At 60.5% G+C, this 23532-nt stretch carries 22 protein-coding genes, 4 tRNA genes and 1 pseudogene; 14 read left to right on the forward strand and 13 right to left on the reverse strand.

Translation table 11 applies throughout. The annotated features are described in order from the left end of the window. Nucleotides 1-5 precede the first annotated feature (5 nt). Both OKC40_RS08065 and mdtD read left to right on the forward strand, forming a co-directional pair. Complete coding sequence (locus OKC40_RS08065; RefSeq protein WP_270794751.1) at nt 6-1151, forward strand: CobW family GTP-binding protein; 1146 nt, start codon at nt 6-8, stop codon at nt 1149-1151. 61 nt (nt 1152-1212) lie between these two features. Beyond that, the gene (gene mdtD, locus OKC40_RS08070) at nt 1213-2625 is read left to right on the forward strand and encodes a multidrug transporter subunit MdtD (RefSeq protein ID WP_270794753.1); all 1413 of its coding nucleotides are present in this window, start codon (nt 1213-1215) and stop codon (nt 2623-2625) included. On the opposite strand, the gene OKC40_RS08075 is transcribed toward mdtD, so the two are convergent. The 3 genes from OKC40_RS08075 to folB form a co-directional block, all read right to left on the reverse strand. Then, nucleotides 2597-3085: a YbaK/EbsC family protein gene (locus OKC40_RS08075; protein ID WP_005336108.1), complete on the reverse strand. Its 489-nt coding sequence runs from the start codon at nt 3083-3085 to the stop codon at nt 2597-2599. The genes mdtD and OKC40_RS08075 overlap by 29 nt on opposite strands. 98 nt (nt 3086-3183) lie before the next feature. Then, nucleotides 3184-3693: a 2-amino-4-hydroxy-6-hydroxymethyldihydropteridine diphosphokinase gene (gene folK, locus OKC40_RS08080; RefSeq protein WP_194495576.1), complete on the reverse strand. Its 510-nt coding sequence runs from the start codon at nt 3691-3693 to the stop codon at nt 3184-3186. Then, nucleotides 3693-4064, reverse strand: coding sequence for a dihydroneopterin aldolase (gene folB / locus OKC40_RS08085; RefSeq protein ID WP_270794759.1), 372 nt, complete (start codon nt 4062-4064; stop codon nt 3693-3695). Before folB ends, folK begins: the two co-directional genes overlap by 1 nt. A 157-nt stretch (nt 4065-4221) precedes the next feature. Here folB and plsY point away from each other — a divergent pair, with 157 nt between their 5' ends. The 6 genes from plsY (at nt 4222) to OKC40_RS08115 (ending at nt 6611) form a co-directional block, all read left to right on the forward strand. Beyond that, nucleotides 4222-4884 carry a glycerol-3-phosphate 1-O-acyltransferase PlsY gene (plsY, locus tag OKC40_RS08090; protein WP_270794760.1) on the forward strand — a complete coding sequence of 221 codons (663 nt, stop codon included), beginning with the start codon at nt 4222-4224 and terminating at the stop codon, nt 4882-4884. Between the two features lie 47 nt (nt 4885-4931). Then, nucleotides 4932-5007: transfer RNA gene (locus OKC40_RS08095), tRNA-Phe, on the forward strand. A gap of 51 nt (nt 5008-5058) precedes the next feature. Beyond that, nucleotides 5059-5134 (forward strand) — tRNA-Thr (locus OKC40_RS08100). A 3-nt stretch (nt 5135-5137) separates the two neighbouring features. Then, a tRNA-Phe gene (locus OKC40_RS08105) sits at nt 5138-5213 on the forward strand. A gap of 44 nt (nt 5214-5257) precedes the next feature. Continuing rightward, nucleotides 5258-5333, forward strand: a tRNA-Asn gene (locus OKC40_RS08110). Between the two features lie 105 nt (nt 5334-5438). Further along, nucleotides 5439-6611, forward strand: coding sequence for a CD0519/CD1768 family membrane protein (locus OKC40_RS08115; RefSeq protein WP_270794761.1), 1173 nt, complete (start codon nt 5439-5441; stop codon nt 6609-6611). A gap of 85 nt (nt 6612-6696) precedes the next feature. On the opposite strand, the gene OKC40_RS08120 is transcribed toward OKC40_RS08115, so the two are convergent. Next, nucleotides 6697-7029 carry a hypothetical protein gene (locus OKC40_RS08120; protein WP_182938369.1) on the reverse strand — a complete coding sequence of 111 codons (333 nt, stop codon included), beginning with the start codon at nt 7027-7029 and terminating at the stop codon, nt 6697-6699. Between the two features lie 123 nt (nt 7030-7152). On the opposite strand from OKC40_RS08120, the gene OKC40_RS08125 reads away from it, so the two are divergent. Beyond that, on the forward strand, nt 7153-7668 hold the full coding sequence (locus tag OKC40_RS08125) for a ClbS/DfsB family four-helix bundle protein (protein ID WP_182938368.1): 516 nt from the start codon (nt 7153-7155) through the stop codon (nt 7666-7668). Between the two features lie 112 nt (nt 7669-7780). Here OKC40_RS08125 and OKC40_RS08130 read toward each other — a convergent pair whose 3' ends face one another. Then, entirely contained in the window at nt 7781-8473 is a 693-nt protein-coding gene (locus tag OKC40_RS08130; protein WP_182938367.1) for a B3/B4 domain-containing protein, read from the reverse strand. 432 nt (nt 8474-8905) lie between these two features. On the opposite strand from OKC40_RS08130, the gene OKC40_RS08135 reads away from it, so the two are divergent. Continuing rightward, complete coding sequence (locus OKC40_RS08135) at nt 8906-9361, forward strand: hypothetical protein (RefSeq protein ID WP_182938366.1); 456 nt, start codon at nt 8906-8908, stop codon at nt 9359-9361. Nucleotides 9362-9422: 61 nt separating this feature from the next. On the opposite strand, the gene OKC40_RS08140 is transcribed toward OKC40_RS08135, so the two are convergent. The 6 genes from OKC40_RS08140 to argC all read right to left on the reverse strand — a co-directional run bounded on the left by OKC40_RS08140 (nt 9423) and on the right by argC (nt 15857). Beyond that, nucleotides 9423-10058 (reverse strand): FMN-binding negative transcriptional regulator, encoded by a 636-nt coding sequence (locus OKC40_RS08140; RefSeq protein ID WP_182938365.1) that lies wholly within the window; start codon nt 10056-10058, stop codon nt 9423-9425. A 121-nt stretch (nt 10059-10179) separates the two neighbouring features. Next, complete coding sequence (argH, locus tag OKC40_RS08145; RefSeq protein ID WP_182938364.1) at nt 10180-11562, reverse strand: argininosuccinate lyase; 1383 nt, start codon at nt 11560-11562, stop codon at nt 10180-10182. A gap of 210 nt (nt 11563-11772) precedes the next feature. After that, on the reverse strand, nt 11773-13008 hold the full coding sequence (locus OKC40_RS08150; RefSeq protein WP_270794764.1) for an argininosuccinate synthase: 1236 nt from the start codon (nt 13006-13008) through the stop codon (nt 11773-11775). A gap of 84 nt (nt 13009-13092) precedes the next feature. After that, complete coding sequence (locus tag OKC40_RS08155) at nt 13093-14004, reverse strand: ornithine carbamoyltransferase (RefSeq protein ID WP_270794766.1); 912 nt, start codon at nt 14002-14004, stop codon at nt 13093-13095. A 25-nt stretch (nt 14005-14029) separates the two neighbouring features. Then, entirely contained in the window at nt 14030-14833 is an 804-nt protein-coding gene (gene argB, locus OKC40_RS08160) for an acetylglutamate kinase (protein ID WP_182938362.1), read from the reverse strand. A gap of 16 nt (nt 14834-14849) precedes the next feature. Then, a complete protein-coding gene (gene argC / locus OKC40_RS08165) occupies nt 14850-15857 on the reverse strand; it encodes an N-acetyl-gamma-glutamyl-phosphate reductase (protein ID WP_182938361.1) in 1008 nt (335 codons plus the stop codon). A 271-nt stretch (nt 15858-16128) separates the two neighbouring features. Here argC and argE point away from each other — a divergent pair, with 271 nt between their 5' ends. Next, nucleotides 16129-17274: an acetylornithine deacetylase gene (gene argE / locus OKC40_RS08170; protein WP_182938360.1), complete on the forward strand. Its 1146-nt coding sequence runs from the start codon at nt 16129-16131 to the stop codon at nt 17272-17274. 230 nt (nt 17275-17504) lie between these two features. Next, entirely contained in the window at nt 17505-20138 is a 2634-nt protein-coding gene (ppc, locus tag OKC40_RS08175; RefSeq protein ID WP_270794767.1) for a phosphoenolpyruvate carboxylase, read from the forward strand. A 117-nt stretch (nt 20139-20255) separates the two neighbouring features. On the opposite strand, the gene OKC40_RS08180 is transcribed toward ppc, so the two are convergent. Both OKC40_RS08180 and OKC40_RS08185 read right to left on the reverse strand, forming a co-directional pair. Beyond that, the gene (locus tag OKC40_RS08180) at nt 20256-20891 is read right to left on the reverse strand and encodes a Vat family streptogramin A O-acetyltransferase (RefSeq protein WP_270794768.1); all 636 of its coding nucleotides are present in this window, start codon (nt 20889-20891) and stop codon (nt 20256-20258) included. 23 nt (nt 20892-20914) lie between these two features. Continuing rightward, nucleotides 20915-21232, reverse strand: coding sequence for a DUF6968 family protein (locus OKC40_RS08185; RefSeq protein WP_270794769.1), 318 nt, complete (start codon nt 21230-21232; stop codon nt 20915-20917). Between the two features lie 349 nt (nt 21233-21581). Here OKC40_RS08185 and OKC40_RS08190 point away from each other — a divergent pair, with 349 nt between their 5' ends. Both OKC40_RS08190 and OKC40_RS08195 read left to right on the forward strand, forming a co-directional pair. Continuing rightward, nucleotides 21582-22472: a sensor domain-containing diguanylate cyclase gene (locus tag OKC40_RS08190; protein ID WP_270794770.1), complete on the forward strand. Its 891-nt coding sequence runs from the start codon at nt 21582-21584 to the stop codon at nt 22470-22472. Nucleotides 22473-22944: 472 nt separating this feature from the next. Continuing rightward, a pseudogene (locus OKC40_RS08195) lies at nt 22945-23457 on the forward strand (aromatic amino acid transport family protein); the annotation flags it as partial. Nucleotides 23458-23532: the final 75 nt, after the last annotated feature.

Consider the following 23532-nt stretch of genomic DNA (forward strand, 5'->3'; position numbering starts at 1 on the left):
TCGACATGACCGATATGCAAGATACTCGTATCCCAGTGACCCTGCTGACCGGCTTTCTCGGCAGCGGCAAGACAACTCTGCTCAACCACTGGGTCAAGCAGCCGGAGCTCGGCGAGTGCGCCGTGCTGATCAACGAGTTCGGCTCGGTGGGGCTGGATCACCATCTGGTGCAACAGGTGGATGAGCAGGTGATGCTGCTCGACTCCGGCTGCATCTGCTGCTCGGTGCAGGGCTCTCTGGTGGAGGCGCTGCAGGGGCTGTTTATGAAGGCCATCCAGCGCAAGATCAAACCGTTCAAGCGGCTCATTATCGAGACCACTGGCCTCGCCGACCCGGCCCCGGTGCTGTTCACGTTGAGGGAAGAGGGCTTTATCGCTCAGCGCTACCGCTTCGATGGCACCGTCACCGTGGTGGATGCCGGTCATATCGAGCAGCAGCTGGCAGCCCAGTATGAGGCGGTGAAGCAGGTGGCGCTGGCGGATCTGCTGGTGGTGAGCAAGGGGGATTTGGTTGATAGCGAGCAGCTGGCGCGGGTCGAAGCCCAGCTGGCGGCCCTCAACCCGGCGGCGCCCATCGAGCGGGTGACTAATGGCGAGCTTTCGCCCAAGGTGCTGGATAAGCTGGGCGCCTACAACGAGGCGGCGGGGCGCGATGTGCGCCAGCTGCTGGCCTGGCTGCGCACCGAATCCCCCAAGCAGGGGCTGGCGTCACCCATGCAGCCGAAGATGCAACCGTTCGCCGCCAAGGTGGGCACTGCTGCGCCGACCCACTTCGAGCACGGCAGCGCTTTTGCTCACAACAATATTGAGAGTTTCTCTTTGCGTATCGGCGAGCCCCTCAAGCCTTCTCGTCTGCTGGCTGCCATCGATGCGGTGCAGGCGCAATATGGCGATGCTCTATTGCGGCTCAAGGGGATCTTGCAACTGGAAGGGGAGAGTCAGCCTGTGGTGATCCACGGCGTCCACGGTCAGCTCTATCCGCTGCAGGCATTGGGTGACTGGCCGGAGGGCAAGGCTCAGTCCCGGCTGGTGTTTATCGTGAAAAGCCAGGACAAGGCGGGGATAGAGCGACTCTTTATGGAGATCCTCAGGGCTCCCGAGCCCACTCTGGAAGAGCGGCTCAAAGCCATGCTCGGCCAACCGGACGCCTGACATGCTGATATGACCCGCTTTCGTGCGGGTCATTTTTTATCTGAAGAGGAGGTAGCGACTCATGCCCGATAGCACAAACATGGTGACTCCCGCCCAGCGCAAGTGGCTGCCCCTGCTGGCGGCGGTCGGTTTCTTTATGCAGGCGCTGGATGGCACCATCCTCAACACCGCCCTGCCCAGCATGGCCGAGACATTGGGGGAGAGCCCGCTGCAGATGCAGTCGGTGATCATCGCCTACATGCTGACGGTGGCGCTGCTGATCCCGGCCTCCGGCTGGTTGGCAGACAGGTTCGGCACCCGCCGTATCTATCTGGTCGCCATCTCGCTTTTCACGCTCGGTTCGCTCGCTTGCGCCGCTTCCAATTCCCTCTCCATGCTGGTGGCCGCTCGTGTGCTGCAGGGGATTGGCGGTGCGCTGCTGATGCCGGTGGGGCGGTTGGCGGTGCTGCGGGTCTATGACAAGCACGAGCTGCTGCGGGTGATGTCGTTTGTCACCATCCCGGGGCTGCTCGGCCCGCTGATGGGGCCGGCGCTCGGTGGCTGGCTGGTGGAAGTGGCGAGTTGGCACTGGGTGTTTCTCATCAACCTGCCGGTGGGGCTGCTCGGCTTTATGGCGAGCTGGCATTTTATGCCGGAGCTGCGGCAGCAGACCGCCCGTTTTGACTGGCAGGGATTTGTGATGTTCAGCGTCGGCATGGTGCTGGTGTCGGTCGGTTTGCAGGGGCTGGGGGAGCACAGCATCTCCACCGGTTGGGCGCTGTTTGCGCTGATCTTCGGCTTGGCGGCGATGGCGAGTTACTGGCTCTATGCCGCCAATGCGGAGCAGCCGCTCTTTAGCCTGGCCCTGTTCAAGACCGCCACCTTTGCCATCGGCATCTGGGGCAACCTGTTTGCCCGCCTCGGCAGCGGTGCCATGCCCTTCCTCACCCCGCTGTTTCTGCAGCTGGGGCTCGGTTTCTCCCCGAGCAAGGCAGGGATGACCATGATCCCCACCGTGATTGGCGCCATGCTGACCAAGACGCTGGTGAACAAGCTGATTCCGAAGGTGGGCTATCGCCGCATTCTGATCGGTAACACCCTGTTGCTGGGGGCGATGATCGCCAGCTTCTACTTTATCGATAACCAGCTCCCCTACGGGGTCTTGCTGGGCTGGCTGGCGATCTTCGGCGCCATCAACTCGCTGCAGTTCTCCGCCATGAATACCCTGACCCTACAGGACTTGAGCCCGACCCTGGCCAGCAGTGGCAACGGTCTGCTCTCGGTGGTGATGCAGCTCTCCATGAGTTTGGGGGTAGCGATTGCCGCCAGTCTGCTCGGGCTCTTCTCGGCGGGCACCTCAGCGGCCAACGGTCAGTGGCTGGCCGGGTTCCATCTGACCTATCTCTGTGTCGGGCTGCTCTCCATGCTGGCGGCGCTGATCTTCGCCCAGCTGGCGCGCGATGGGGCTACGCCGTCGGGGCGGGCAGATAGCTGACCTCGCAGGGGAGCTGTGCCAGAACCTCGGCCAGATGTTCGGTCGCCAGCAGAAAGGTCTGCTCCGGGTGGCCCGGAGTCCAGGTGAAGGCGGTGTGGTTGAGCAGTTGCGGGTCTACCAGTAGCGGAATATCGGCGCGGGGCAGGAAGGGGCAGACCGCCCCCGGCAGGCAGCCAATCTCCGCTTGCATCTCCTCGGCGGTGCAGATGGAGGGCTTGGCACCGAGCGCGGCCTTGACCGCCTTGTTGTCGAGCCGCCCGTCCCTGTGGGTCAGCAGCAGGGCGAAGCGGCCATCCTTGAACTTGAGAAACAGGGTCTTGCTGAACTCCGCCTGCCAGCCGAGGCGCGCCTTGACCTTTTCATCGGTGGCGTAGTCGAGGATGGGTTCATGCTCATAGCGCTGGTGGGGCAGTTCGGCCAGCAGCTGGCAGTTGAAGTGGTGAATGGTATCGAGTGGCATGGGGTTCTCCTGTCGTGGGCGCTATCCTGCCACTCTCGCAGGGTCAGGCCCTCTTATCGGCTATAAACCACAAGGGCGCCGTGAGGCGCCCTTGTCGATCAGTGATGCTGCAATTCGCACGCTTCCCAGTGAAAGGGAATAGGGCACAGCTGCTGGGAGGCCTTGTCATAGGCTTGCCACAGCTCGCCCATGGAGCGGCCATCGACGGGGTGGCGCAGTTTGGGGGCCAGCTCGGCCAGCGGCCACAGCACGAAGGCGTTGGTGAGTACTTCACCGCGCGGCAGCACCAGCGGGGTGTCGCAGACCAGATCGCCATAGAGCAGCAGATCGAGATCCAGGGTGCGCGGGGCGAACTTCTTGGCATCCGGCTCGCGGCCGTGGGCGAACTCCATGGCCCGCAGTCGCTGGCAGACGGTGGCCAGCGGCAGATCGGTCTCGGCGGCCGCTACCAGGTTGTAGAAGGGGCGGCCGTTGAAGCCGACCGCTTCGCTCTCGAATACCCGGGAGACCCGCAGCTCGCCAAATTCGGCGTGCAGGGCATCGAGCCCGGCGCGAATATGGCGATCCCGCTCGATGTTGGAGCCCAGGCTGATATAGATGGTGGTCATCAGTTGATGCTCGTGGCTGGCGTGCGATGGCGCAGGATCTCGACGCCGACACCGGCGGCATTGGGCACGGCACCCGGTTTGGTCAGGGTAACCTTGACCCACTGCACCCGCTCGTCGGTCAGAACCAGCATGGCAACCTGCTCGGCCATGGTCTCGACCAGTTCGACCACCTTGCCGGTGACATGCTCGCAAATCTTGTTGGAGAGGTCGGCATAATCCAGTGCCAGATTGATGTCGTCGGTTGCTGCCGCGGGGCGGTTGTCGAACCCCATCTCGAGGTCAAAACGGAGCTTCTGGCGAATGCCCTTCTCCCACTCATATACACCGATGGTGGTCAAAACTTCGAGTCCGCGAATAAACACCTTGTCCATGACTGTACTTCTTCTTTACTCTTGATGGGCTGTGATGACAGCGCAGGGATGCTGGCCGGGCAACAGGCTTGCCGAGGCGCTCTGGGTGGGCATGGGCCCATGCCAGCGTATGTGGCCCGCATCATACCCCATTCATATCGTGGTAAAAACGACCAAGATGACGGCCCTGACGATTTTGATGATTATTCTGGCCTACCTGGGTGGTTCACTATCCAGTGCTGTGCTGGTCTCCCGCTGCACCGGTCTGCCCGACCCGCGGGATCATGGCTCCCACAATCCGGGGGCAACCAATGTGCTGCGCCTCGGTGGCCGGATGGCGGCGCTGGTGGTGCTGCTGCTCGATGTGCTCAAGGGCACTGTGCCTGTCTATCTCGCCTGGTATCTGCAGATCAAACCCGTCTACCTCGGCTTTATCGGGGTCGCCGCCTGTCTCGGCCATATGTACCCCATCTTCTTTCATTTTCGTGGTGGCAAAGGGGTCGCCACCGCCCTTGGCACCATGATGCCCATCGGCTTTACCATGGGGGGCGCCGTGATCGGCACCTGGTTGGTTGTGCTGCTGGTGAGCGGCTTCTCCTCGCTGGCCTCCATCATTACCGTGCTGCTGACTCCTCTATTTACCTACCTGATCAAACCCGAATACACCCTGCCTGTCTCGCTGCTCTCCTGCCTCATTCTGATCCGTCATCACGAGAACATCTCCCGCCTGCTCAAGGGAGAGGAACCCAGAGTCTGGGGGCGAAAACGCGCGCCCTGTGCCGAGGAAGTGGCAGAAATGGGCGATGTTGCGCAAAAAAGAGACGAACGAGACAAAAAGTGAAATTTCCCGTTGACCATCCGCCTTAAAATCCGTTTAATAGCGCCCACGCCCAGATAGCTCAGTCGGTAGAGCAGGGGATTGAAAATCCCCGTGTCGGCGGTTCGATTCCGTCTCTGGGCACCAATTTTGGTGCCATGAAAGAAAAATTTGTTCATGCACAATGGTTTAAAGTGTGCCGGCTTAGCTCAGTAGGTAGAGCAACTGACTTGTAATCAGTAGGTCACCAGTTCGATTCCGGTAGCCGGCACCATTTGCCCAGATAGCTCAGTCGGTAGAGCAGGGGATTGAAAATCCCCGTGTCGGCGGTTCGATTCCGTCTCTGGGCACCAATTAAGGTTGATGAGATAGCGATATCTGGTCTCCGAAGTACAATTCCTCCTTAGTTCAGTCGGTAGAACGGCGGACTGTTAATCCGTATGTCACTGGTTCAAGTCCAGTAGGAGGAGCCAATTCAAAAAGCCCTTGTCGCAAGACAAGGGCTTTTTTCTATTGGGCCCAGCCCGTTTACAACCATAAAAATAACCACACACGCACAGATGAACCGCAGGATAGATATGGAAAATCATGTAGTTATAGAGTCAAAGGGGCGACTTGCCGCCATTCGGGACTGGCTGGAGCCGGTGCTGGTGCTGCTGATTCTCGGCAGCCTGTTCGGTTACCTCGGCAGCCAGATGGGCCTCTCGGCTATGGTCAACACCCTGTTCAATACCGCCCACCAACTGCTGCTTAATACCGTGCTCTTTATCATGGGGATCACGGTGCTCTCCGGTGCCTTGAGCCAGCTCTTGAGCGAGTTCGGGGTGATCCGCCTGCTGGAGGTGCTGCTGGCCCCGCTGATGAAGCCGGTGTTTCGCCTGCCCGGTCGCACCGCGCTGGCGGCGCTGATGACCTTTTTCTCCGACAACCCGGCGGTGATCAGCCTCGCCAAGGACAGCCGCTTTCGCAAAGGCTTTACCCCCTGGCAACTGGTGTCGCTGACCAACTTCGGCACCGCCTTTGGCATGGGGCTGATCGTGGTCACTTTTATGGCCACCCTGCAGCTGCCGAGCGGTGAATCCACCGCCAGCGCGGCGCTGATCGGGTTGCTCGGCGCTCTGGTCGGCTCGGTGGTCTCTACCCGACTGATGCAGCGGATGATCCGCCCCTTGGTGGGGGAAGTGCTGATCGATGAGCAACCAGCTGGCAACGGCCCCAAGGTCGGGGTGACCAAAGAGGCCGCTCCCGGCTGGCTGCGGATCCTCAACTCCCTGCTCGATGGCGGTAAATCCGGCGTGGAGTTGGGGATGGCGGTGATCCCCGGGGTGCTGATCATCAGCACCTTCGTGATGCTGCTGACCTTCGGCCCGGGCGAGAAGGGGTATACCGGCGAAGCGTTTCAGGGGGTTGCCCTGCTGCCGGTGCTGGCCGCCAAGGTAAGCTGGCTGTTTGACCTGCTCTTCGGTTTCCAGCAGCCGGAGCTGGTCGCCTTCCCGGCTACTTCGCTCGGTGCGGTCGGTGCCGCCATGTCGCTGGTGCCCCCCTTTATTGCCAAGGGGTGGATCACCGGTAACGAGGTCGCGGTGTTTACCGCCATGGGGATGTGCTGGAGCGGCTTTTTGAGCACCCACACCGCCATGCTCGATGCCCTCGGCTATCGCCACCTCACCTCCCGTGCCATCGTCGCCCACACCGTCGGCGGCTTGAGTGCAGGAGTGGCGGCGCACCAGCTCTATATGCTGCTGTGCTGAGTCGGGTTCAGATACGGATACAAAAAGAGGCTCTTCGGAGCCTCTTTGCATTTCTCCCTGCCGGCCATGTTCACGGGCATACCAATCACCCTTGTGGCGTGATGCCCTGCACCTTCAACCAGAATCGCTCCTGACAGTGGTTGTGAAACAGCTTGCTGGCCGGAGTGATGGGGATGGGACTGGCGATGACCCGATAGCTGATCCAGCACTCGGCGCAAAGCTGCTGCGATGGCGCTTCGTCCTGCTCGGTTTGCTGGCGGATGACGACCCCATTGGCAAACCAGCTGGTGGTTATCTGGTGCCGGATCACAGTGCCGCTCTCATCATGCTCGCTATAGTGTTCACTCTCTTGGCGGGTGAGGGTGACGGGGCTCGCCTGTCGATGAATGGCCCTGATATAGCTGATTAGTTGATTCATTGCCGATCTTGCCGTGATGGTTGGCCTGCACTGGATGAGCTGCACAGAATGGAAGAGAGTTAGCGTAGCGCGCTGTCTTGGCTGCGGCAATTGCCTCGGCTGCGCCGCAAGCGGGGGGGATCAATGGGAATTCCGCAAAACAAAGCCGAGCTGCTGCTCGCGATCGATACCAATTTCGGCAAGCTGTTCAAGGCGTTGCAGGCCGTCCCCGCGAGCCGGGTGCGGGAGCCGACCCTGGCAGGTCACAGCAAGGGAGGCACCATGAGCGTCGCCAATCTGCTGGCCTACCTTATCGGCTGGAACGAACTGCTGATCAAGTGGATCGAGCGGGATGAGGCGGGTCTGCCGGTTGATTTTCCCGAGACCGGTTTTAAGTGGAACGAGCTGGGCGGGCTGGCCCAAAAGTTCTATCGGGATTACGAGGGGCTCTGCTATCCGGCGTTGTTGCAGCGGTTGGCTGCCGCCAGAGGGCACATCATCGAACTGGTTGAGGCGCGCAGCGACCAGCAGCTGTATGGCTGCCTCTGGTATGAGAAGTGGACGTTGGGGCGGATGATCCAGTTCAATAGCGCCTCCCCCTATCTCAACGCCAACGGGCGACTGCGCAAGTGGTTGAAGGGGTGTGGTATTCGGATATGAATGTCCCCAAAGCGGCATGTGGCCATGCTGCTGGGCTGAGCAGGATGAAAGAGAGAGGGGCGCTGCGGCGCCCCTCTCTGTATCTGCTGACGAAACGCGTCTGCTCTCCGGTTTATTCGATATGGCCGATAAGGCACTGCGTGATCACCGCCTCCGGCATCATCTCCCTCAGTCCTGCAATCAGCCTATTTCCTGCTTCTTGCAGGGCGGCCAGCGGCATCTCGGGCAGGCTCTCCAGAATGAACCACATCTGGCCCGAATCGACACTTAGTCGGGTGCGCACCCCCTGCCGCCAGTTCCAGCGCCGACAGGTGACCCCCTTGTCATCCCGCCAGACCACCTCGCCGGGTTCCGGAGATTCGTGGGCGGGTTCGCCCCCTTTCATGGTATCGAACTGCTCACTGCCATCGGCCACCACCAGTCGCGGCAGCCCCTCATAGGCGCGCAGGTTTTCGCCCCCGACCGGAATGGCGTAGCGGATGCTAATGGCATTGTAGAGATCGACCACGGGATCGATGGTGGGCAGGTTGCCATCGCGGGCGACCCGTTTTCTCAGGGCCTCGGCGGAACAGGGAGTCCGCTGCGGCTTGGCGCCGAACGTTCTGAACAGATCGCCCCAGGCGGCGAGGTGCGCCTCTGCCCACGGCACATCGGCGGTCAGCATGGCGCTGCAGGCTTCATCAAGAGCGCGCGCCCCCACGTTCGGGTCAACCACGGTCGCGGCCTGTACCGTGATGCTCAGGGCGCGAAAGCCGGGGGCCAGTTGGCTGACTTCGGGGGAGATATGAGGGGTAATCAGTGACATAACGACTCCAGAATCGAAAGAGGCGAGGGGGAGCGGCTGCCGGACAGCATAGCGGCAACGGCAAATCCGGTTTGAGAGCCATCATGCGCGAACATGTTAAATAAGAAAATTTACATGTTCTTAATGGTCATAAGCTTCATGAATGAAAAATGGTGCGCTCGCGGGGGTGGCTGGCGTGGAGCATAAGGAAATTCCGCCACTTCCGGTTTGCTCCGGCAATGCCCCTTTGCCGCGCTGATCAGCAGCGGCAGCCGCTGGCCGCCCGGCTCTCTCCTGATACTCGCAATGGTCATGCCCAGGCACGAGGCAGCTATTCAAATCGCTCGACGGCTCAATGAGTTGGCTATTGTTGGTGTTTTTTTCATCGTTCTGGCCCCGCTTATGCACTCCTTCTCACATCACCACCAAGGGCTGCCGTCGCGGAGAGATATCATGATCAGTACCCTGCTTCCCCTTGCCTCTATCGCCCTCAAGCTGGGCAGTCAGCTGCTCGGCAGCAGTAGCAAACCTGAGCCTGTGCAACAAACCGTGCAGGAGGAGCGCCTGCCGCCGACCGTCCAGAGCCTGTTCCAGCGGCTGGGAGTCAAGGATGCCAATAGCGAGCATAACCGCGCTGCCATCAACCACTTTATGGGTGAGCTGATGCAGACTCTGGGGCAGGAGAATGGCGGCCAATCCCTCCCTGCCGCCATCGATAGCGCCCGCAACCAGCTGGCGAGCGGTACCCAGAGTACCCGCCTCGATGCGCTGCAAAGTGAACTTGATACCCTTAAGGGTACCCTTGGTGCCAGCGACCTCAATCTCGATCAGCTGCTCGGCGCCTTTAAACAGACTCTGCCCAATGGCAAGGGGGAGGGGGTTGGCAAACTGCTCAATGCCAGCGCCTGAACGGCGGTGAGCAATAAAAAACGCAACCTCGGGTTGCCGTTTCTGTTTGTGGTTTAACACGTTATGGGCGAGGTGATGGCGGGTTCTCCATATCGCAGGCTACTTCTACCAGCCCTCTAGCGTGCAAGGCGTGAGCTGCACCTTGGCGATCCGCTTCATCCTTGTTCTGGCCCAGTTTGAATTTGCCAACCAGCCGCTCTATCTCGATTTCAATGCCGACAACGGCCTGCACCATGGTTTCCATATATTCTCTCGGCGCATCCGCCATCTTCCATGGCGAGGGTTCCCCGGCTTCATGGGTTCGGGTCAGATTGGCCAGTAAACGGCGGATAAAACGAGCATCATCACGAATGCTGATGCGGCCGTGAGCATGCACCACGCTGTAGTTCCAGGTCGGCACCTGCTTGTGATGATCATGCTTGCTCGGATACCAGCTAGGGGAGATATAGGCATCTGCAGCCTTGAAGATCACCAGTACTTCGTCCCCATCCTTGGCCTCTTGCCAGAGCGGATTGTTGCGTGCGACATGGGCACGCAAGACTCCCTGCCCTCCGGTTTCCTTAGCAAACTCGAATGGCAGATGGTTGGCATCCAGCCCCTGTGAGCCGTGGGTGATCAGAGCACCTAGCGGATGTGCTTGCATCAGTTGATGCAGGGCCTCGGGGTCATCGGTGGCGAAATGAGGTGGCAGATACATGCAGATTCCTTCTATCGAGCGCTGACATCCATTCAACAACTACAGGCATCCAGTCAGCGGGACAAGCCGTTTCTGGCGCAAAAAAAAGAGGGCTGATGCCCTCTCTCTGCGTTAACGGTGATTAGCTGCGTTTTGCCAGCCAGGTTTCGGCGGCGGTGAGGGCTGCCTCTACCTGTTCGCGGGCGACACCGCCTTTGGCGACTCGCTTGGCGAGGGTCGCTTCCAGCTCCAGATTGGGGTAGACGTCGAACTCGATCACCGGGCTGAAGCGTTGGAATTCGCCGATGGAGAGCTCCTCCAGCGGGCGACCCACGCTGATGGCGAATACCACGGTTTCGCCGACGATATGGTGCGCTTCACGGAACGGAATTCCTTTGGCTACCAGATAGTCCGCCAGCTCGGTGGCGTTGGCGTAGCCGCCCTGCGCGGCCACCATGGTGCGCTCGCCGTTCACTTTCAGATCGATCAGCACCAGCGCCGCCATATCGAGGCAGTCGTGCCAGGTGTCGAGGGCATCGAACAGCCCTTCCTTGTCTTCCTGCATGTCCTTGTTGTAGGCCAGCGGCAGCGCCTTGAGGCTCATCAGCATGCCCATCTGGGCGCCGACCACCCGGCCGGTCTTGCCACGGATCAGCTCCAGCGCATCCGGGTTTTTCTTCTGCGGCATCAGGGAGGAGCCTGAGGTCACCGCGTCGGAGAGCTCGACAAAGCCCGCCTCGCCGGTGTTGTAGAAGATAAGGTCTTCGGCAAAGCGCGACAGGTGGGTCATGGAGAGGGACGCCACGTGCATCAGCTCCACCACGTGATCCCGATCGGAGACCGAATCCAGACTGTTGCGGGTGGCGCCACCAAAGCCCATGTCGAGCGCCAGCGCTTCGCGGTCGATGGCGTAGGCGGTGCCCGCCAGCGCGCCGCAGCCGAGCGGGCTGGTGTCGAGCCGCTTGAGGGCATCCTGCAGTCGGGAGTAGTCCCGCTCCAGCATCTCCACATAGGCCAGCGCCCAGTGGGCGAAGGTGACCGGCTGGGCCCGCTGCAGGTGGGTGTAACCCGGCAGCACCGCGGCCTGATTGGCGCGGGCGGAGGCCACCAGCCCCTGCTGCAGGGCGGTGATGGAGCCGAGCAGCAGCTCCCCCTGCGCCTTGCACCAGAGTTTCAGGTCGGTGGCAACCTGATCGTTGCGCGAGCGGCCGGTGTGTAGCTTCTTGCCGAGATCGCCGACTGCGGCAATCAGCTGGCTCTCGACCCAGGAGTGGATATCTTCGGCATCCGAACTCAGGATCTGCTGGGGATCCTGCTGCACCGAGGCGAGCAGCACCTCCATCGCCTGTTGCAGTTTGCCCTGCTCATCGGCGGTCAACACGCCCACCTTGACCAGCGCTTTGGCCCAGGCCATGGAGCCCTGAATATCCTGCTCCGCCAGCCGGTAATCGAACCGCAGCGAATCGTTGAACTGCTTGAACCGGCTATCGGCTCCCTGACTGAAGCGTCCACCCCAAAGTGCCATACTGCTCTCCTTGAATGCGTTGTCGGCGGCGCCCTGGCCACCGAGCTTGAAATCGTGCCCTGTTTTTCTGCGAGTCTGTTATCTCACAGAAGCGGCCGGGGCGCTGCCGCTCTTGTCACACCCGCCGATGATGGGTCAGGGGCTATGCCCTCGGCCTATAGAAGAGGGGGCCATGCCCCCTCAACGGAATCAACGGGTTATCGCGCTTTCTTAGCCGTGGGTGTGGTCGCCACCGATAGCCTGATGCTGCTCTTTCATGGCGCGGATCCGGCTGGCCAGGGTGTAGAGGCGGATAAAGCCTTCGGCATGGCTCTGGTCATACACTTCGTCGGCGCCGAAGGTGGCAAAGTCTTCGGAGTAGAGGCTGTTCGGTGACTTCTTCTGCACCGCAGTGACCTGACCCTTGTACATCTTCAGCACCACTTCACCGTCGAGATCTTCGGCGATGGCGTTGGCAGAGGCGAGGATCGCCTTGCACAGCGGGGTGAACCAGCGACCGTCATAGACCAGATGGGAGAATTCGGCTCCCAGCTTTTCCCGCCAGGCGCGGGTCGGGCGATCCAGTACCAGCTCTTCCACGGCGCGCAGCGCTGCGACCATCACGGTTCCGCCCGGGGTTTCGTAGCAGCCGCGGGACTTCATCCCCACCATCCGGTTTTCGGTGATGTCAATGCGGCCCACGCCGTGCTTGCCGGCACGCTCGTTCAGGGTCATCAGGATCTGGTGCGGGCTGAGTGGCTGGTCGTCAACGGCCACTACTTCGCCTTTGGCCACGGTCAGCTTGACGTACTCCGGCTGATCCGGGGCCTGCTCGGCCGATACGGTCCACTGCCAGACCGCTTCGGACGGCTCGTTCCAGGTGCTCTCCAGCTCGCCACCCTCGGTGGAGATGTGCCAGGCGTTGGCGTCGCGGCTGTAGATCTTCTTCAGGGTCGCCTTGCAGGGGATGCCGCGGGTCTCCAGATAGGTCAGCAGATCTTCCCGGGAGCGCATGTCCCAGATCCGCCACGGGGCGATCACTTTCAGCTGGGGCGCCAGTGCGGCGACCGCACCTTCGAAACGCACCTGATCGTTGCCCTTGCCGGTACAGCCGTGGGAGATGGCATCGGCCCCTTCCGCCAGTGCCGCTTCGACCATCGCCTTGGCGATGATCGGGCGGGCCATGGAGGTGCCCAGCAGATAGGTGCCCTCATAGACGGCGCCGGTCTTCAGGGTCGGGTAGACGTACTCTTTGACGAACTCTTCGCGCAGATCCTTGATGATGCACTTGGTGGCGCCGGAGGCGATGGCTTTTTGCTCGATCCCTTCCAGATCGTCACGCTCCTGACCCACGTCGGCCACGAAGGCGATGATTTCGGCGTCATAGTGCTCTTTCAGCCAGGGAATGATGGCCGAGGTATCCAGTCCACCCGAGTAAGCCAGTACGATCTTGTTGATTCCGCTCATTTTACTTCTCTCCGTGATGATTCGATGATGATTCAATAAAAGGGTCGTGATTCAGGTTGATTGCCGCGTTACTTGTTGCCCTGACTATTTATGCCCAAACAGGGTCAGCAACACGGCATTCTGGATATGCATCCGGTTTTCGGCCTCGTCCATGATGAGGGAGGCAGGGCCATCCATCACCTGCGAGGTGATCTCCAGCTCCCGGTGCGCCGGTTGGCAGTGCAGCACGTGCTGGATGCCGGTCCGGTCGAGCAGGGCCTGGTTGATTTGGTAAGGCATAAAGAGCTCGGTGACTTGCTCCATCGGGGTGTTGTCGCCCATGGAGACCCAGGTATCTGTGTAGGCCACGTCAAACCCTTCGATATCCGCCACGTCATCGCTGATGTGGATGGTCGCCCCCGACTTGGCCGCCAGTGCCTGCGCCTGCAGGAAGATCTGGGTATCCGGGCCGTGGCCTTTCGGGCAGATGAGGGTGACATCGGTGCCCAGAGTGGCCCCCAGCAGCAGCAGAGAGTGGCTGACGTTGTTGCCATCACCGAGGTAGGCGAGTTTTACCTTCGACAGGTCGTCGTAGTGCTCGGCAATGGTCATAAAGTCGGCCAGCCCCTGACAGGGGTGGTAGAGGTTGCACAGGCTGTTCACTACCGGCACAGAGCCGTGCTCTGCCAGCTCGACCAGGGTCTGGTGATCGAACACCCGGGCGACGATGGCATCACACCAGCGTGACAGGTTGGCGGCGAAATCCTTCACCGACTCCCGCTTGCCCAGCGCGCCGTTCTGCTGATCCAGATAGACGCTGTGGCCGCCCAGTTTCGCGATACCGATGTCGAAGGTGACCCGGGTACGCAGGGAGGGCTTCTCGAACAGGGTGACCACGCTCTTGTCGGCCAGCGCCTGGCTGTACTTCTTCGGGTCGGCCTTGACCGCTTTGCCCAGCGCAATCAGCGCTTCAATCTGGGCTTTGTTCAGATCACTGTCTTTCAGAAGATGTTGCATCGGATATTCCTTGTTCCGGTGAGGATTAGAGGGCTACCTGATTGCCATCGGCAATCTTGACCAGAGTGCCGACCGCGCCGCCAGCCAGCAGCTTGAGCAGCTGATCCGGGTAACGCCAGCTGGCGACACAGACCGGCTTGCCGAGGGTCTCGGCAGCGTGCAGGGCCGCTTCTACCTTGACCGCCATACCATCGCGGATAACCCCTTTCTCCATCAGATCCAGTGCGGTCAGCTTGTCGAGCTGTGGCACCAGCTTGCCCTTGCCATCCAGGATGCCGCTCACATCGGAGAGCATTACCAGATCGGCACCGAGCGCCTCGGCAATGGCGGTGGCCGCCTGATCCGCATTGACGTTCATCAGCTGCCCCTCGGCGGTGATGCCGATGGAGCTCACCACTGGCAGGAAGCCCTGACCGAGGATCCCCGCCACCAGCGCCGGGTTGCCTGGCTTGCACTCGCCGACGGCACCGAGATCCGGGTCGAGCTGGGTCACCTGACACAGGCCGCCATCCGCCAGACAAAGCCCCACCGCCGGAATGCCGGTGGCGATTGCCTTGGCCATCATCTGCTTGTTGGCCGTACCCGCCAGCGCCCCGGCAATAAAGGGGATCTGCTCGAACGGGGTCACCCGCAGGCCACTCTTCTTGGTGGAGGTAAGACCCAGCCCCTTGAGCAGGTCATCCACCAGACAGCCACCGCCGTGTACCAGCACCAGCGGACGGTGCTGATCGTCGAGAAAGGTTTTGAGGGTGGCGAACAGGGCGGTCAGCGCCTCGTCGTTCTCGATAAGGGCGCCGCCCAGCTTGATTACCAGAGTTTGCTTGTCCATATCTCTCAATCCTTCCTTAAATCAGGCCGGTGGCCGGTTCAAAACCAAATTTGATATTTATGCACTGCATCGCTTGCGAGGCGGCGCCCTTGAGCAGGTTGTCGATGGCCGAGACCACCACCAGCATGTTGCCCTGCTGTTGCCAGGCGATGTCGCAGTAAGGGGTGCCCGCTACGCCACGGATGGAGGGCATCTGGCCGGTGAGGCGCACCAGCGGCTTGCCTTCGTAGGCCTTGAGGAAGGCCTGATCCACCTGGGTAGGGGTCACGCCGTCAGCCAGTTGCACATAGATGGTGGCCAGGATGCCGCGCACATAGTTGCCAAGGTGGGGCTGGAACAGCACCTCCTTGCCGAGGTGGTGGCTGATCTCCGGCTGGTGTCTGTGATTGAAGGTGCCGTAGGGGTTGAGGCTCACTTCGCAGAAGCTGGTGTTGATGGCCGCCTTGCGACCGGCGCCGGAAACCCCGGAGACGGCGTTGATGATCGGCTGCCACCCCTTGGCAATCAGACCATCCTGCTGCAGCGGCTTGAGAGCGCAGAGGGAGGCGGTCGGGTAGCAGCCGGGCACCGCAATCAGCTGGGCGGTGGCAATGGCATCGCTGTTCCACTCCGCCAGACCATAGACGGCCTGATCCAGCCACTGTTCGCTGTCGTGGGTGAAGCCGTAGAAGCTGTCGTAAAAGCCCTGATCCTTGACCCGGAAGGCGCCGGAGAGATCAAACACCGGCAGACCCTTGGCGAGAAACTTGGGTGCCAGCTCGGCGCTCACCTCGTGGGCGGTGGCCAGCAGTACCAGATCGGCCTGGGTCAGGATCCGGGTCATGCCGTCGTCGTCCAGCGGCAGCAGCGGCTGATCGAGGGCACCGACCCACTGGGGATGCAGGGAAGAGAACCGCTTGTGGGCATCCTGACTGCCGGCGGAGACATAGAGGCCGAACAGTTTGAGTTGTGGATGGTTCTGTACCAGTGCGGCCAGTTCGGCTCCCGCGTAGCCACTGGCACCGACGATAACGGTGTTAAGCATGTTGAATATTCCAAGTCAGAGTTCGAGATTCACAGCATGACGCTGCAGTGCACAAGGGGGTTCGATCGCCCCTTTGCACGAGTGCGGAGGGGCAATTCAGGCGGGGGTGTGTCGTCGGTTATAGATCAGGTGACAGAACATTAACTTTCCCTTACAACTAGAAGCCTTTGTTGATGAGCCAGATATTCAGGTAAAATTACAGAATATTCATGCACTCACTTTGCATTTGTATTTTCTAACAGAAACATTCCGGGGACGCAAGGAGCAGCTGATGGCCAATCTGGATTTTTTTTCACTCTATAAGAATATTATTGCGATTCCCTCTATCAGTAGCACGGATACCAAGTGGGACCAGAGTAACGAGGCGGTGATCCGGCTGCTGGCCGACTGGTTTACCCAGCTCGGCTTTCAATGCGAGGTAACGGCGCTGCCGGAGCTGCCCGGCAAGTTCAATCTGGTGGCGACGATCGGTCAGGGGGAGGGCGGTCTGCTGCTGGCGGGCCACACCGATACGGTGCCGTTCGATGAGGGGGGCTGGAGCAAGGATCCCTTCAAGGTGACCGAAGAGGGCAACCGCCTCTATGGCCTCGGCACCATCGATATGAAGGGCTTCTTCGCCTTTATCGTCGAGGCACTGAAAGAGATTGACCTCAAGACGCTCAGCAAGCCGCTGCGCATTCTCGCGACTGCCGACGAAGAGACCACCATGGCGGGGGCTCGCGCCATTGCCGCGGCGGCCGAGCTGAAACCCGACTACGCCGTGATTGGCGAGCCGACCGGACTGGTGCCGGTGGTGGCCCACAAGGGGCATATGTCGGAGGCGATCCGCATTACCGGCAAGAGCGGTCACAGCTCGGATCCCGCCAACGGCGTCAACGCCATGGAGATCATGCACAAGGCGATGGGGCAGGTGCTGCGCTTGCAGCAGGATCTGAAAGATCGCTACGCTGACCACCGCTTTGCCGTGCCACAGCCGACCCTGAACCTTGGTTACATTCAGGGGGGCGACAGCCCGAACCGCATCTGCGGCTGCTGCGAGCTGCATATCGATCTGCGACCCACTCCGCAGGTGGGACCGGATGAGCTGATGGGCATGCTCAAAGAGGCGCTGTCGCCCATCGAAATTCACCAACCCGGCTGCCTGCATCTGCAACATCTGCATGAGCCTATTCCTGCTTACGCCTGTGCCGACGACTCTGTGCTGGTGCGGGAGGCTGAGAAGGCGAGCGGCCGCGCCGCCGAGTCGGTCAACTACTGCACCGAGGCGCCGTTTATCCAGCAGCTTGGCTGCGAGACCATAGTGCTGGGCCCCGGTCATATCACCCAGGCGCATCAGCCTGACGAGTATCTCGACCTCTCGTTCGTCAAGCCGACCACCTCGGTGTTGCAGCACTTGATCAGACGTTTTTGCCTGTAGCGGCGGCGATGAAAGGGGCGTAAAACTGTAAGTAAGTTACATAACAAGCCGGTTGTGGAGTGGTGATGGAAATACATGTTCTGAATCGGCCTGTTATTTGACCTTGCGCAGACAATCTGGGTAGATTGTCACCCTAAGATGACGGAGCATATGTTGTAATCGCACAACAATAAGTGAGGTCGTCTTGCACCCCGGATGGGTGTCAGGCACCAACAAGATAAGGATGTGGAATGAACGAAAAGTACGCCGCACTACGCGCCAACGTAGGCATGCTGGGTCAGCTGCTGGGTAAATCCATCAAGGATCATCAGGGTCAGGCCTTTCTCGACAAGATCGAAACCATTCGCCAATTGGCCAAGTCCTCCCGCAAGGGCAATGAATCAGACCGGGAACGTCTGCTCGATACCCTGCGCACCCTGAGTGATGACGAACTGCTGCCGGTGGCCCGCGCCTTCAGCCAGTTCCTCAATCTGGCCAACGTGGCGGAACAGTTCCACACCATCTCCCGTCGCTGTGAAGAGCAGGTCTGCACCCCGGATCCGCTGGAGCAGATGTTCGACAAACTGAAAGCCTCCAACCTGTCGCAAGAGGCCATCATTCAGGCCGTGCGCGAGCTGGATATCGATCTGGTGCTGACCGCTCACCCGACCGAGGTGACCCGTCGCACCCTGATCCACAAGCACGTGCAGCTCAACGACTGCCTCGAAGCGCTGGAGCTCTCCGACCTGCTGCCCCGTGAGCGGGACAAAATTCTCAATCGCATCGAGCAGCTCATCAATCAGGCGTGGCACACCAACGAGATCCGCGAACAGCGCCCGACTCCGGTTGACGAGGCCAAGTGGGGCTTCGCTGTGGTGGAGAACAGCCTGTGGCCAGCCATTCCCGAATTCATGCGCAATCTGGACGAGCGTCTGCAACACCATCTGGGTGTGCGGCTGCCGCTGGATGCCGCGCCGGTCAAGTTCACCTCCTGGATGGGCGGTGACCGCGACGGCAACCCCTTCGTCACCGCCAAGGTGACTGCCGAAGTGCTGGAGCTGGGCCGCTGGATGGCGGTGAGCCTGTTCTACAAAGACATCAAGGAGCTCACCTCCGAGCTCTCCATGTCAGACTGCACCGACGCCGTGCGCGCCCGCGTTGGCGATCACCCCGAGCCCTACCGTGCGCTGGTGCGCGAGCTGCGCGAAGCGCTGCGTGAAACCAAGGAGCACCTCACCGCCAAGGTGCAGGGGCAGGTGAGCGAGAGCCGCGACCTGATCACCACCACCGCCCAGCTGCGCGAGCCGCTGGAGCTCTGCTACCACTCATTGCACGCCTGCGGCATGGGCAACATCGCCGATGGCATGCTGCTGGACGTGCTGCGCAAGGTTGCCTGTTTCGGCATCCATCTGGTCAAGCTCGATATCCGTCAGGATGGCGAGCGCCACGGGCTGGTCTTCTCCGAGCTGACCCGCTATCTGGGTCTGGGTGACTACGCCGAGTGGAGCGAAGATGACAAGCAGGCCTTCCTGCTCACTGAGTTAAGCTCCCGCCGCCCGCTCATTCCCCACGACTGGGAGCCGAGCGCCGAGGTGCGCGAGACGCTGGATACCTGTCAGGTCATCGCCCGGCACGACCCCGATGCGTTCGGCATCTACATCATCTCCATGGCCGGTGCGCCGTCCGATGTGCTGTCGGTGCAACTGCTGCTCAAGGAGGCGGGCTGCACGTTCCGCATGCCGGTCGCCCCGCTGTTTGAAACCCAGGACGACCTGATGGCAGGCACCGCCGTGATGGAGCGTCTGCTCTCGGTGGACTGGTATCGCGGTTACATTCAGGGCCGCCAGTACGTGATGATCGGTTACTCCGACTCTGCCAAGGATGCGGGCATGATGGCCGCTGGCTGGGCCCAGTACGCCGCCATGGAATCCCTGGTGGGGCTGGCCGAAGCCAACAATATCCGCCTCACCCTGTTCCATGGCCGTGGCGGTACCGTCGGTCGTGGTGGTGCGCCTGCCCATCAGGCCATCCTCTCCCAGCCGCCGGGATCCCTGCGCGGCGGTCTGCGTACCACCGAACAGGGGGAGATGATCCGCTTCAAGTTCGGTCTGCCGAAAGTGGCGATCAAGAGTCTGGAGCTCTACACCAGTGCCGTGCTGGAAGGGAACCTGCTGCCGCCGCCCAAGCCGAAAGAGTGCTGGCGTGAGGTGATGGAACAGTTGGCCGATGACTCTTGCGAGCATTACCGCAGTATTGTGCGCGGTCATCCGGACTTCGTCCCTTACTTCCGTGCCGCCACCCCGGAGATGGAGCTCGGCAAGCTGCCGCTCGGCTCCCGTCCCTCCAAGCGCAAGCCCAACGGCGGCGTCGAGAGCCTGCGCGCCATTCCGTGGATCTTCGCCTGGACCCAGAACCGCCTGATGCTGCCGGCCTGGCTCGGTGCCCACAAGGCGCTGCAACAGGCCATCGACGGCGGCAAGCTGGCGGTGCTGGAAGAGATGAGCGCCCAGTGGCCCTTCTTCCGCACTCGCCTCGAAATGCTGGAGATGGTGTTCCTCAAGGCGGACGTCTGGCTCGCCGAGTACTACGACACCCGTCTGGTGCCGCAGGAGCTGTGGGGCCTTGGCAAACAGCTGCGTCAGGAGCTCGCCGAATCCATCGAAGTAGTGCTGAAACTGAGCCCGCGCGGTGATCTGCTGGAGGGTCAGCCGTGGATCAAGGAGTCCATCAAGCTGCGCAACCCCTACACCGACCCGCTCAACGTGTTGCAGGCCGAGCTGCTCAACCGCTCCCGCAACCACCCGGAGACCCTGCACCCCGAGCTGGACAAGGCGCTGATGGTCACCATCGCCGGTATTGCCGCAGGGATGCGCAACACCGGTTGATAGCCAGCCCAAGCCAGCAGGCTTCAGCAAGATCGATCAAGCCAAAGGGCGCCGACAAGGCGCCCTTTGTTGTTTCTACTATCTTGCGGGGTCATGTTGTTGTCGTGGTGGTTGTCTCTAATGGGTTGCCGCTTCCAGCGCGGCTATCTCACCGCCGCTGATAAGCGGCAGGTTGCGGCTGATCTGCTCCACCGGCCAGTCCCACCAGGCGATGGCGTTAAGACGGGCGATGGTGTCGTCGTCGAAGCGGTAGCGGATCACCTTGGCGGGGTTGCCACCGACCACGGCATAGGCGGGCACGTCACCGGTAACCACGGAGCGGGCGGCGATAATGGCGCCGTTGCCGACCTTTACTCCCGGCATGATCAAGGCGTCATAGCCAATCCAGACATCGTTGCCGATCACGGTATCGCCCTTGTAGGGGAGGCTGCCCGGGGCGGGTGCGGCGCTTTCCCAACCGTTGCCGAAGATAAAGAAGGGGTAGGTGGAGAAGCCGGAGGTCTGGTGGTTGGCGCCGTTCATGATGAACTTCACCCCGCGGGCGATGGCGCAGAACTTGCCGATGATGAGCTTGTCGCCGATGAAGGGGAAGTGGTAGAGGACGTTGCGCTCGAAGCCCGCCGAATCCTCCGGGTCGTCGTAATAGGTGTAGTCACCCACCTCGATATTGGGCCCCTTGATGGTGTTTTTGATAAAGCACACCTGGGGGAAGCCGTTCATGGGGTGGGGATTGGCGGGATCGGGTCCGTGCATCTGGTCTCCTTGGATGGGCCGGGCTAGAGCGCCGGGAAGTAGCAGGCGCTCATGTCGATGGGGTGATCTGGGCAATTGGGCAGATAGAATTGCCAGCCCGCATCGGAGAAGGCGCGCAGCTCGGTCTCGACAAACTTGATGGCGAGGCTCAGGGCCTGCAGGCTGTCGACACCGTAGATGAAAGTCTTGTCGCTCAGCCCCGCCAGCTTCACCTTGCAGCGCCAGTCACCGCTGGCGGACTTGGGATCCGGCTCGGGGGCCTTGATGGCGATCTTGAGGAGGAGCTGTTCCCCTTCGGTGCTGATGGCATCGAAGCGGGCGGTGACGATGGCGTTTTTCATCTGGCGATTCCTTTTCCGTAGTACAGCCCCTGCGGTTGCGGGTGGCTGGCGTCCCTGATGGCTGATGAGCTGAAAACTGGACTCAGGACGGCCAGCGTAAATGAACTTGTGAGTTGAAACAATGGGATATCCGCGACCGGATGAGGGGGCTTTCGCCGCTGTGAGCGAGCGCAGGGTCGGGAGGTGGCGCGCGCTGGCAATCGGTGTTGGCCGAGATGTTGACGGGCGGCTAGATGTAAAGGATTGTTGGCTGTGGCGGTAAATTAACCATCCGGGGCGATGAGGGCAGTTGAGTCCTCTTGAGGCAGAATATCTCCCCCCTGTTTGATGCTGAAGTACAGGAGTCTCCGTGGCGCTTTCGGTAACCCAGCTTTATGAAGTGATGGCCCAACTGCCAGACCCTATCTTTATCCTCAGTGAAGATGGCTATTACGTGGAATATATCGGCGGCATGGAGCAGCAATCCTATCACGATGGCAATCCGCTGGCGGGCAAACAGCTGGCCGATGTGTTGCCGCCCGAGATGGCCATGTGGGTCAAGGCGCAGGTGGCCGAGTCGCTGGCAAGCGGTCAGGTGCGGGTGGTGGAGTATGAGCTCTCCGCAGCCGAGGTGGGGGGGATCAATGCCGCCGTCGGGCCGCAAGGGGTGCAGCGTTTCGAGGGCAAGATTGCGCCGTTGCCCTCCCTCTATGACGGCAAGCGGGCGGTGGCTTGGGTGACCCGCAATATCACCCGTCAGTTCGAGTTGCAGCAGCGACTGCTGCGTCAGAGTGAAACCGACCAGCTGACCGGCCTCTACAACCGCCGTTTCTTCTTCGAGCACTGTCAGCAGTTGCGGGCAGGGGATGAGCCCTGCGGCCTTATCATGCTCGACATCGATCACTTCAAGCAGATCAACGATCGTTACGGTCATCAGCAGGGAGATCGGGCGTTGCAGCGCTTCAGTGGCTGCATCGATGCCCTGTTGCGGGCAGACGATCTCTTTGTGCGCAGCGGTGGTGAGGAGTTTCTGATCCTGCTGCCACGGATCGATGAAGCCGGTTTGCAACAGATGGCGGAGCAGATCCGCGCCGCCGTCGAAGCACTGCCTGCCGATCCGGTCGCCATGACAGTCAGTCTGGGCACTACCCTGGTGCTGCCGGAGGAGGAGATCAATCAGGCGCTGGCTCGGGCCGATGAGTGGCTCTACCGGGCCAAGCGGGCAGGGCGCAACCGGGTGGCGCACTGCCCGGCACGCTGAGCCTCCCGGCCTTGTTATTGGCCAGAAATGACCTGTCCTTTTGCCATCAATAATTTGGCTGACATCACTGTCAATTAGTGGAAAAGTTCGCCGTATTATTTCACTCATATTCCACTGGCTAAGGTGTTAATATTATCGGCCTGATCGCTGGTCTTATTTGTGTTGTTGGGCAACAGGATGAGGTTTTATCGGTATGTTATCAAACAGACTTGAATCGGGTTTTGGGTGACGGATGTGATACATCTCGCTCTCTTTTGAAACAATCCGATTCAAACAGTCATGAATTATTAACCTTGACCCGGATAGCGATTTCAACGATGGTAGCGTGGCAGCTCCGTCTTCCTCCGGTGGCCCTGTTGGCCGCTGGCGGCGTTGTTTTTTCATGTACAGGGCGATATGCAATGACATATCTCCAGCCTGTTATTCGGGCCAATAAAAATAATGATGACAGACTAATAAGGTATATATTGCAATGAGTGTTTCTATTGCTGAAAAGAGTAACCCTGTTTCAAAATTGAAATGGGAGAAAAGCGATTCGGTATGGACCATGGGCTTATATGCCACGGCTGTTGGTGCCGGTACGTTATTTCTCCCTATTACTGTTGGCAGTAATTCCCCGGTTATTTTGCTGTTTATATTATTGCTGGCTTTTCCGCTCTCATATTATTCCCACCGGGCATTGAGCCGCTTTGTGCTCTCCAGCTCCCATCGGGAAGGGGACATCACCCATGTGGTGGAGGAGCACTTCGGTGCCAAGGCGGGCAAGCTGCTGATGCTGGTCTATCTGATGGCCTTCTACCCCATCATTCTGGTCTACAGCATCTCCATCACCAATGCGATCCAGAGCTTCGTGGTCCACCAACTGGGCAACGCCGAGCTGCCGCGTGGCCTGCTGGTGCTGGGGGTGATGCTGGGTCTGCATCTAATCCTGCTGGCTGGCAAACAGATCGTGGTGTCGGCCATCAGCGTGCTGGCACTGCCGATGTAACCGTTCACCGGGACGGTGTTGACAGCACCAACTCCTCCGGGAACGGGTAGTCGGTTTTCTCGATGCAGGACC

Origin of the sequence: Aeromonas sp. QDB11, from assembly GCF_027705265.1 — a bacterium.
GTDB classification, from domain to species: domain Bacteria; phylum Pseudomonadota; class Gammaproteobacteria; order Enterobacterales; family Aeromonadaceae; genus Aeromonas; species Aeromonas allosaccharophila.

Excerpts from the sequence above, each read along its gene's own strand:
- OKC40_RS08065 (WP_270794751.1), top strand. The coding sequence starts at position 6 with ATGACCGATATGCAAGATACTCGTATCCCAGTGACCCTGCTGACCGGC.
- mdtD (WP_270794753.1), top strand. The coding sequence starts at position 1,213 with ATGCCCGATAGCACAAACATGGTGACTCCCGCCCAGCGCAAGTGGCTG.
- OKC40_RS08075 (WP_005336108.1), bottom strand. The coding sequence starts at position 3,085 with ATGCCACTCGATACCATTCACCACTTCAACTGCCAGCTGCTGGCCGAA.
- folK (WP_194495576.1), bottom strand. The coding sequence starts at position 3,693 with ATGACCACCATCTATATCAGCCTGGGCTCCAACATCGAGCGGGATCGC.
- folB (WP_270794759.1), bottom strand. The coding sequence starts at position 4,064 with ATGGACAAGGTGTTTATTCGCGGACTCGAAGTTTTGACCACCATCGGT.
- plsY (WP_270794760.1), top strand. The coding sequence starts at position 4,222 with ATGACGGCCCTGACGATTTTGATGATTATTCTGGCCTACCTGGGTGGT.
- OKC40_RS08115 (WP_270794761.1), top strand. The coding sequence starts at position 5,439 with ATGGAAAATCATGTAGTTATAGAGTCAAAGGGGCGACTTGCCGCCATT.
- OKC40_RS08120 (WP_182938369.1), bottom strand. The coding sequence starts at position 7,029 with ATGAATCAACTAATCAGCTATATCAGGGCCATTCATCGACAGGCGAGC.
- OKC40_RS08125 (WP_182938368.1), top strand. The coding sequence starts at position 7,153 with ATGGGAATTCCGCAAAACAAAGCCGAGCTGCTGCTCGCGATCGATACC.
- OKC40_RS08130 (WP_182938367.1), bottom strand. The coding sequence starts at position 8,473 with ATGTCACTGATTACCCCTCATATCTCCCCCGAAGTCAGCCAACTGGCC.
- OKC40_RS08135 (WP_182938366.1), top strand. The coding sequence starts at position 8,906 with ATGATCAGTACCCTGCTTCCCCTTGCCTCTATCGCCCTCAAGCTGGGC.
- OKC40_RS08140 (WP_182938365.1), bottom strand. The coding sequence starts at position 10,058 with ATGTATCTGCCACCTCATTTCGCCACCGATGACCCCGAGGCCCTGCAT.
- argH (WP_182938364.1), bottom strand. The coding sequence starts at position 11,562 with ATGGCACTTTGGGGTGGACGCTTCAGTCAGGGAGCCGATAGCCGGTTC.
- OKC40_RS08150 (WP_270794764.1), bottom strand. The coding sequence starts at position 13,008 with ATGAGCGGAATCAACAAGATCGTACTGGCTTACTCGGGTGGACTGGAT.
- OKC40_RS08155 (WP_270794766.1), bottom strand. The coding sequence starts at position 14,004 with ATGCAACATCTTCTGAAAGACAGTGATCTGAACAAAGCCCAGATTGAA.
- argB (WP_182938362.1), bottom strand. The coding sequence starts at position 14,833 with ATGGACAAGCAAACTCTGGTAATCAAGCTGGGCGGCGCCCTTATCGAG.
- argC (WP_182938361.1), bottom strand. The coding sequence starts at position 15,857 with ATGCTTAACACCGTTATCGTCGGTGCCAGTGGCTACGCGGGAGCCGAA.
- argE (WP_182938360.1), top strand. The coding sequence starts at position 16,129 with ATGGCCAATCTGGATTTTTTTTCACTCTATAAGAATATTATTGCGATT.
- ppc (WP_270794767.1), top strand. The coding sequence starts at position 17,505 with ATGAACGAAAAGTACGCCGCACTACGCGCCAACGTAGGCATGCTGGGT.
- OKC40_RS08180 (WP_270794768.1), bottom strand. The coding sequence starts at position 20,891 with ATGCACGGACCCGATCCCGCCAATCCCCACCCCATGAACGGCTTCCCC.
- OKC40_RS08185 (WP_270794769.1), bottom strand. The coding sequence starts at position 21,232 with ATGAAAAACGCCATCGTCACCGCCCGCTTCGATGCCATCAGCACCGAA.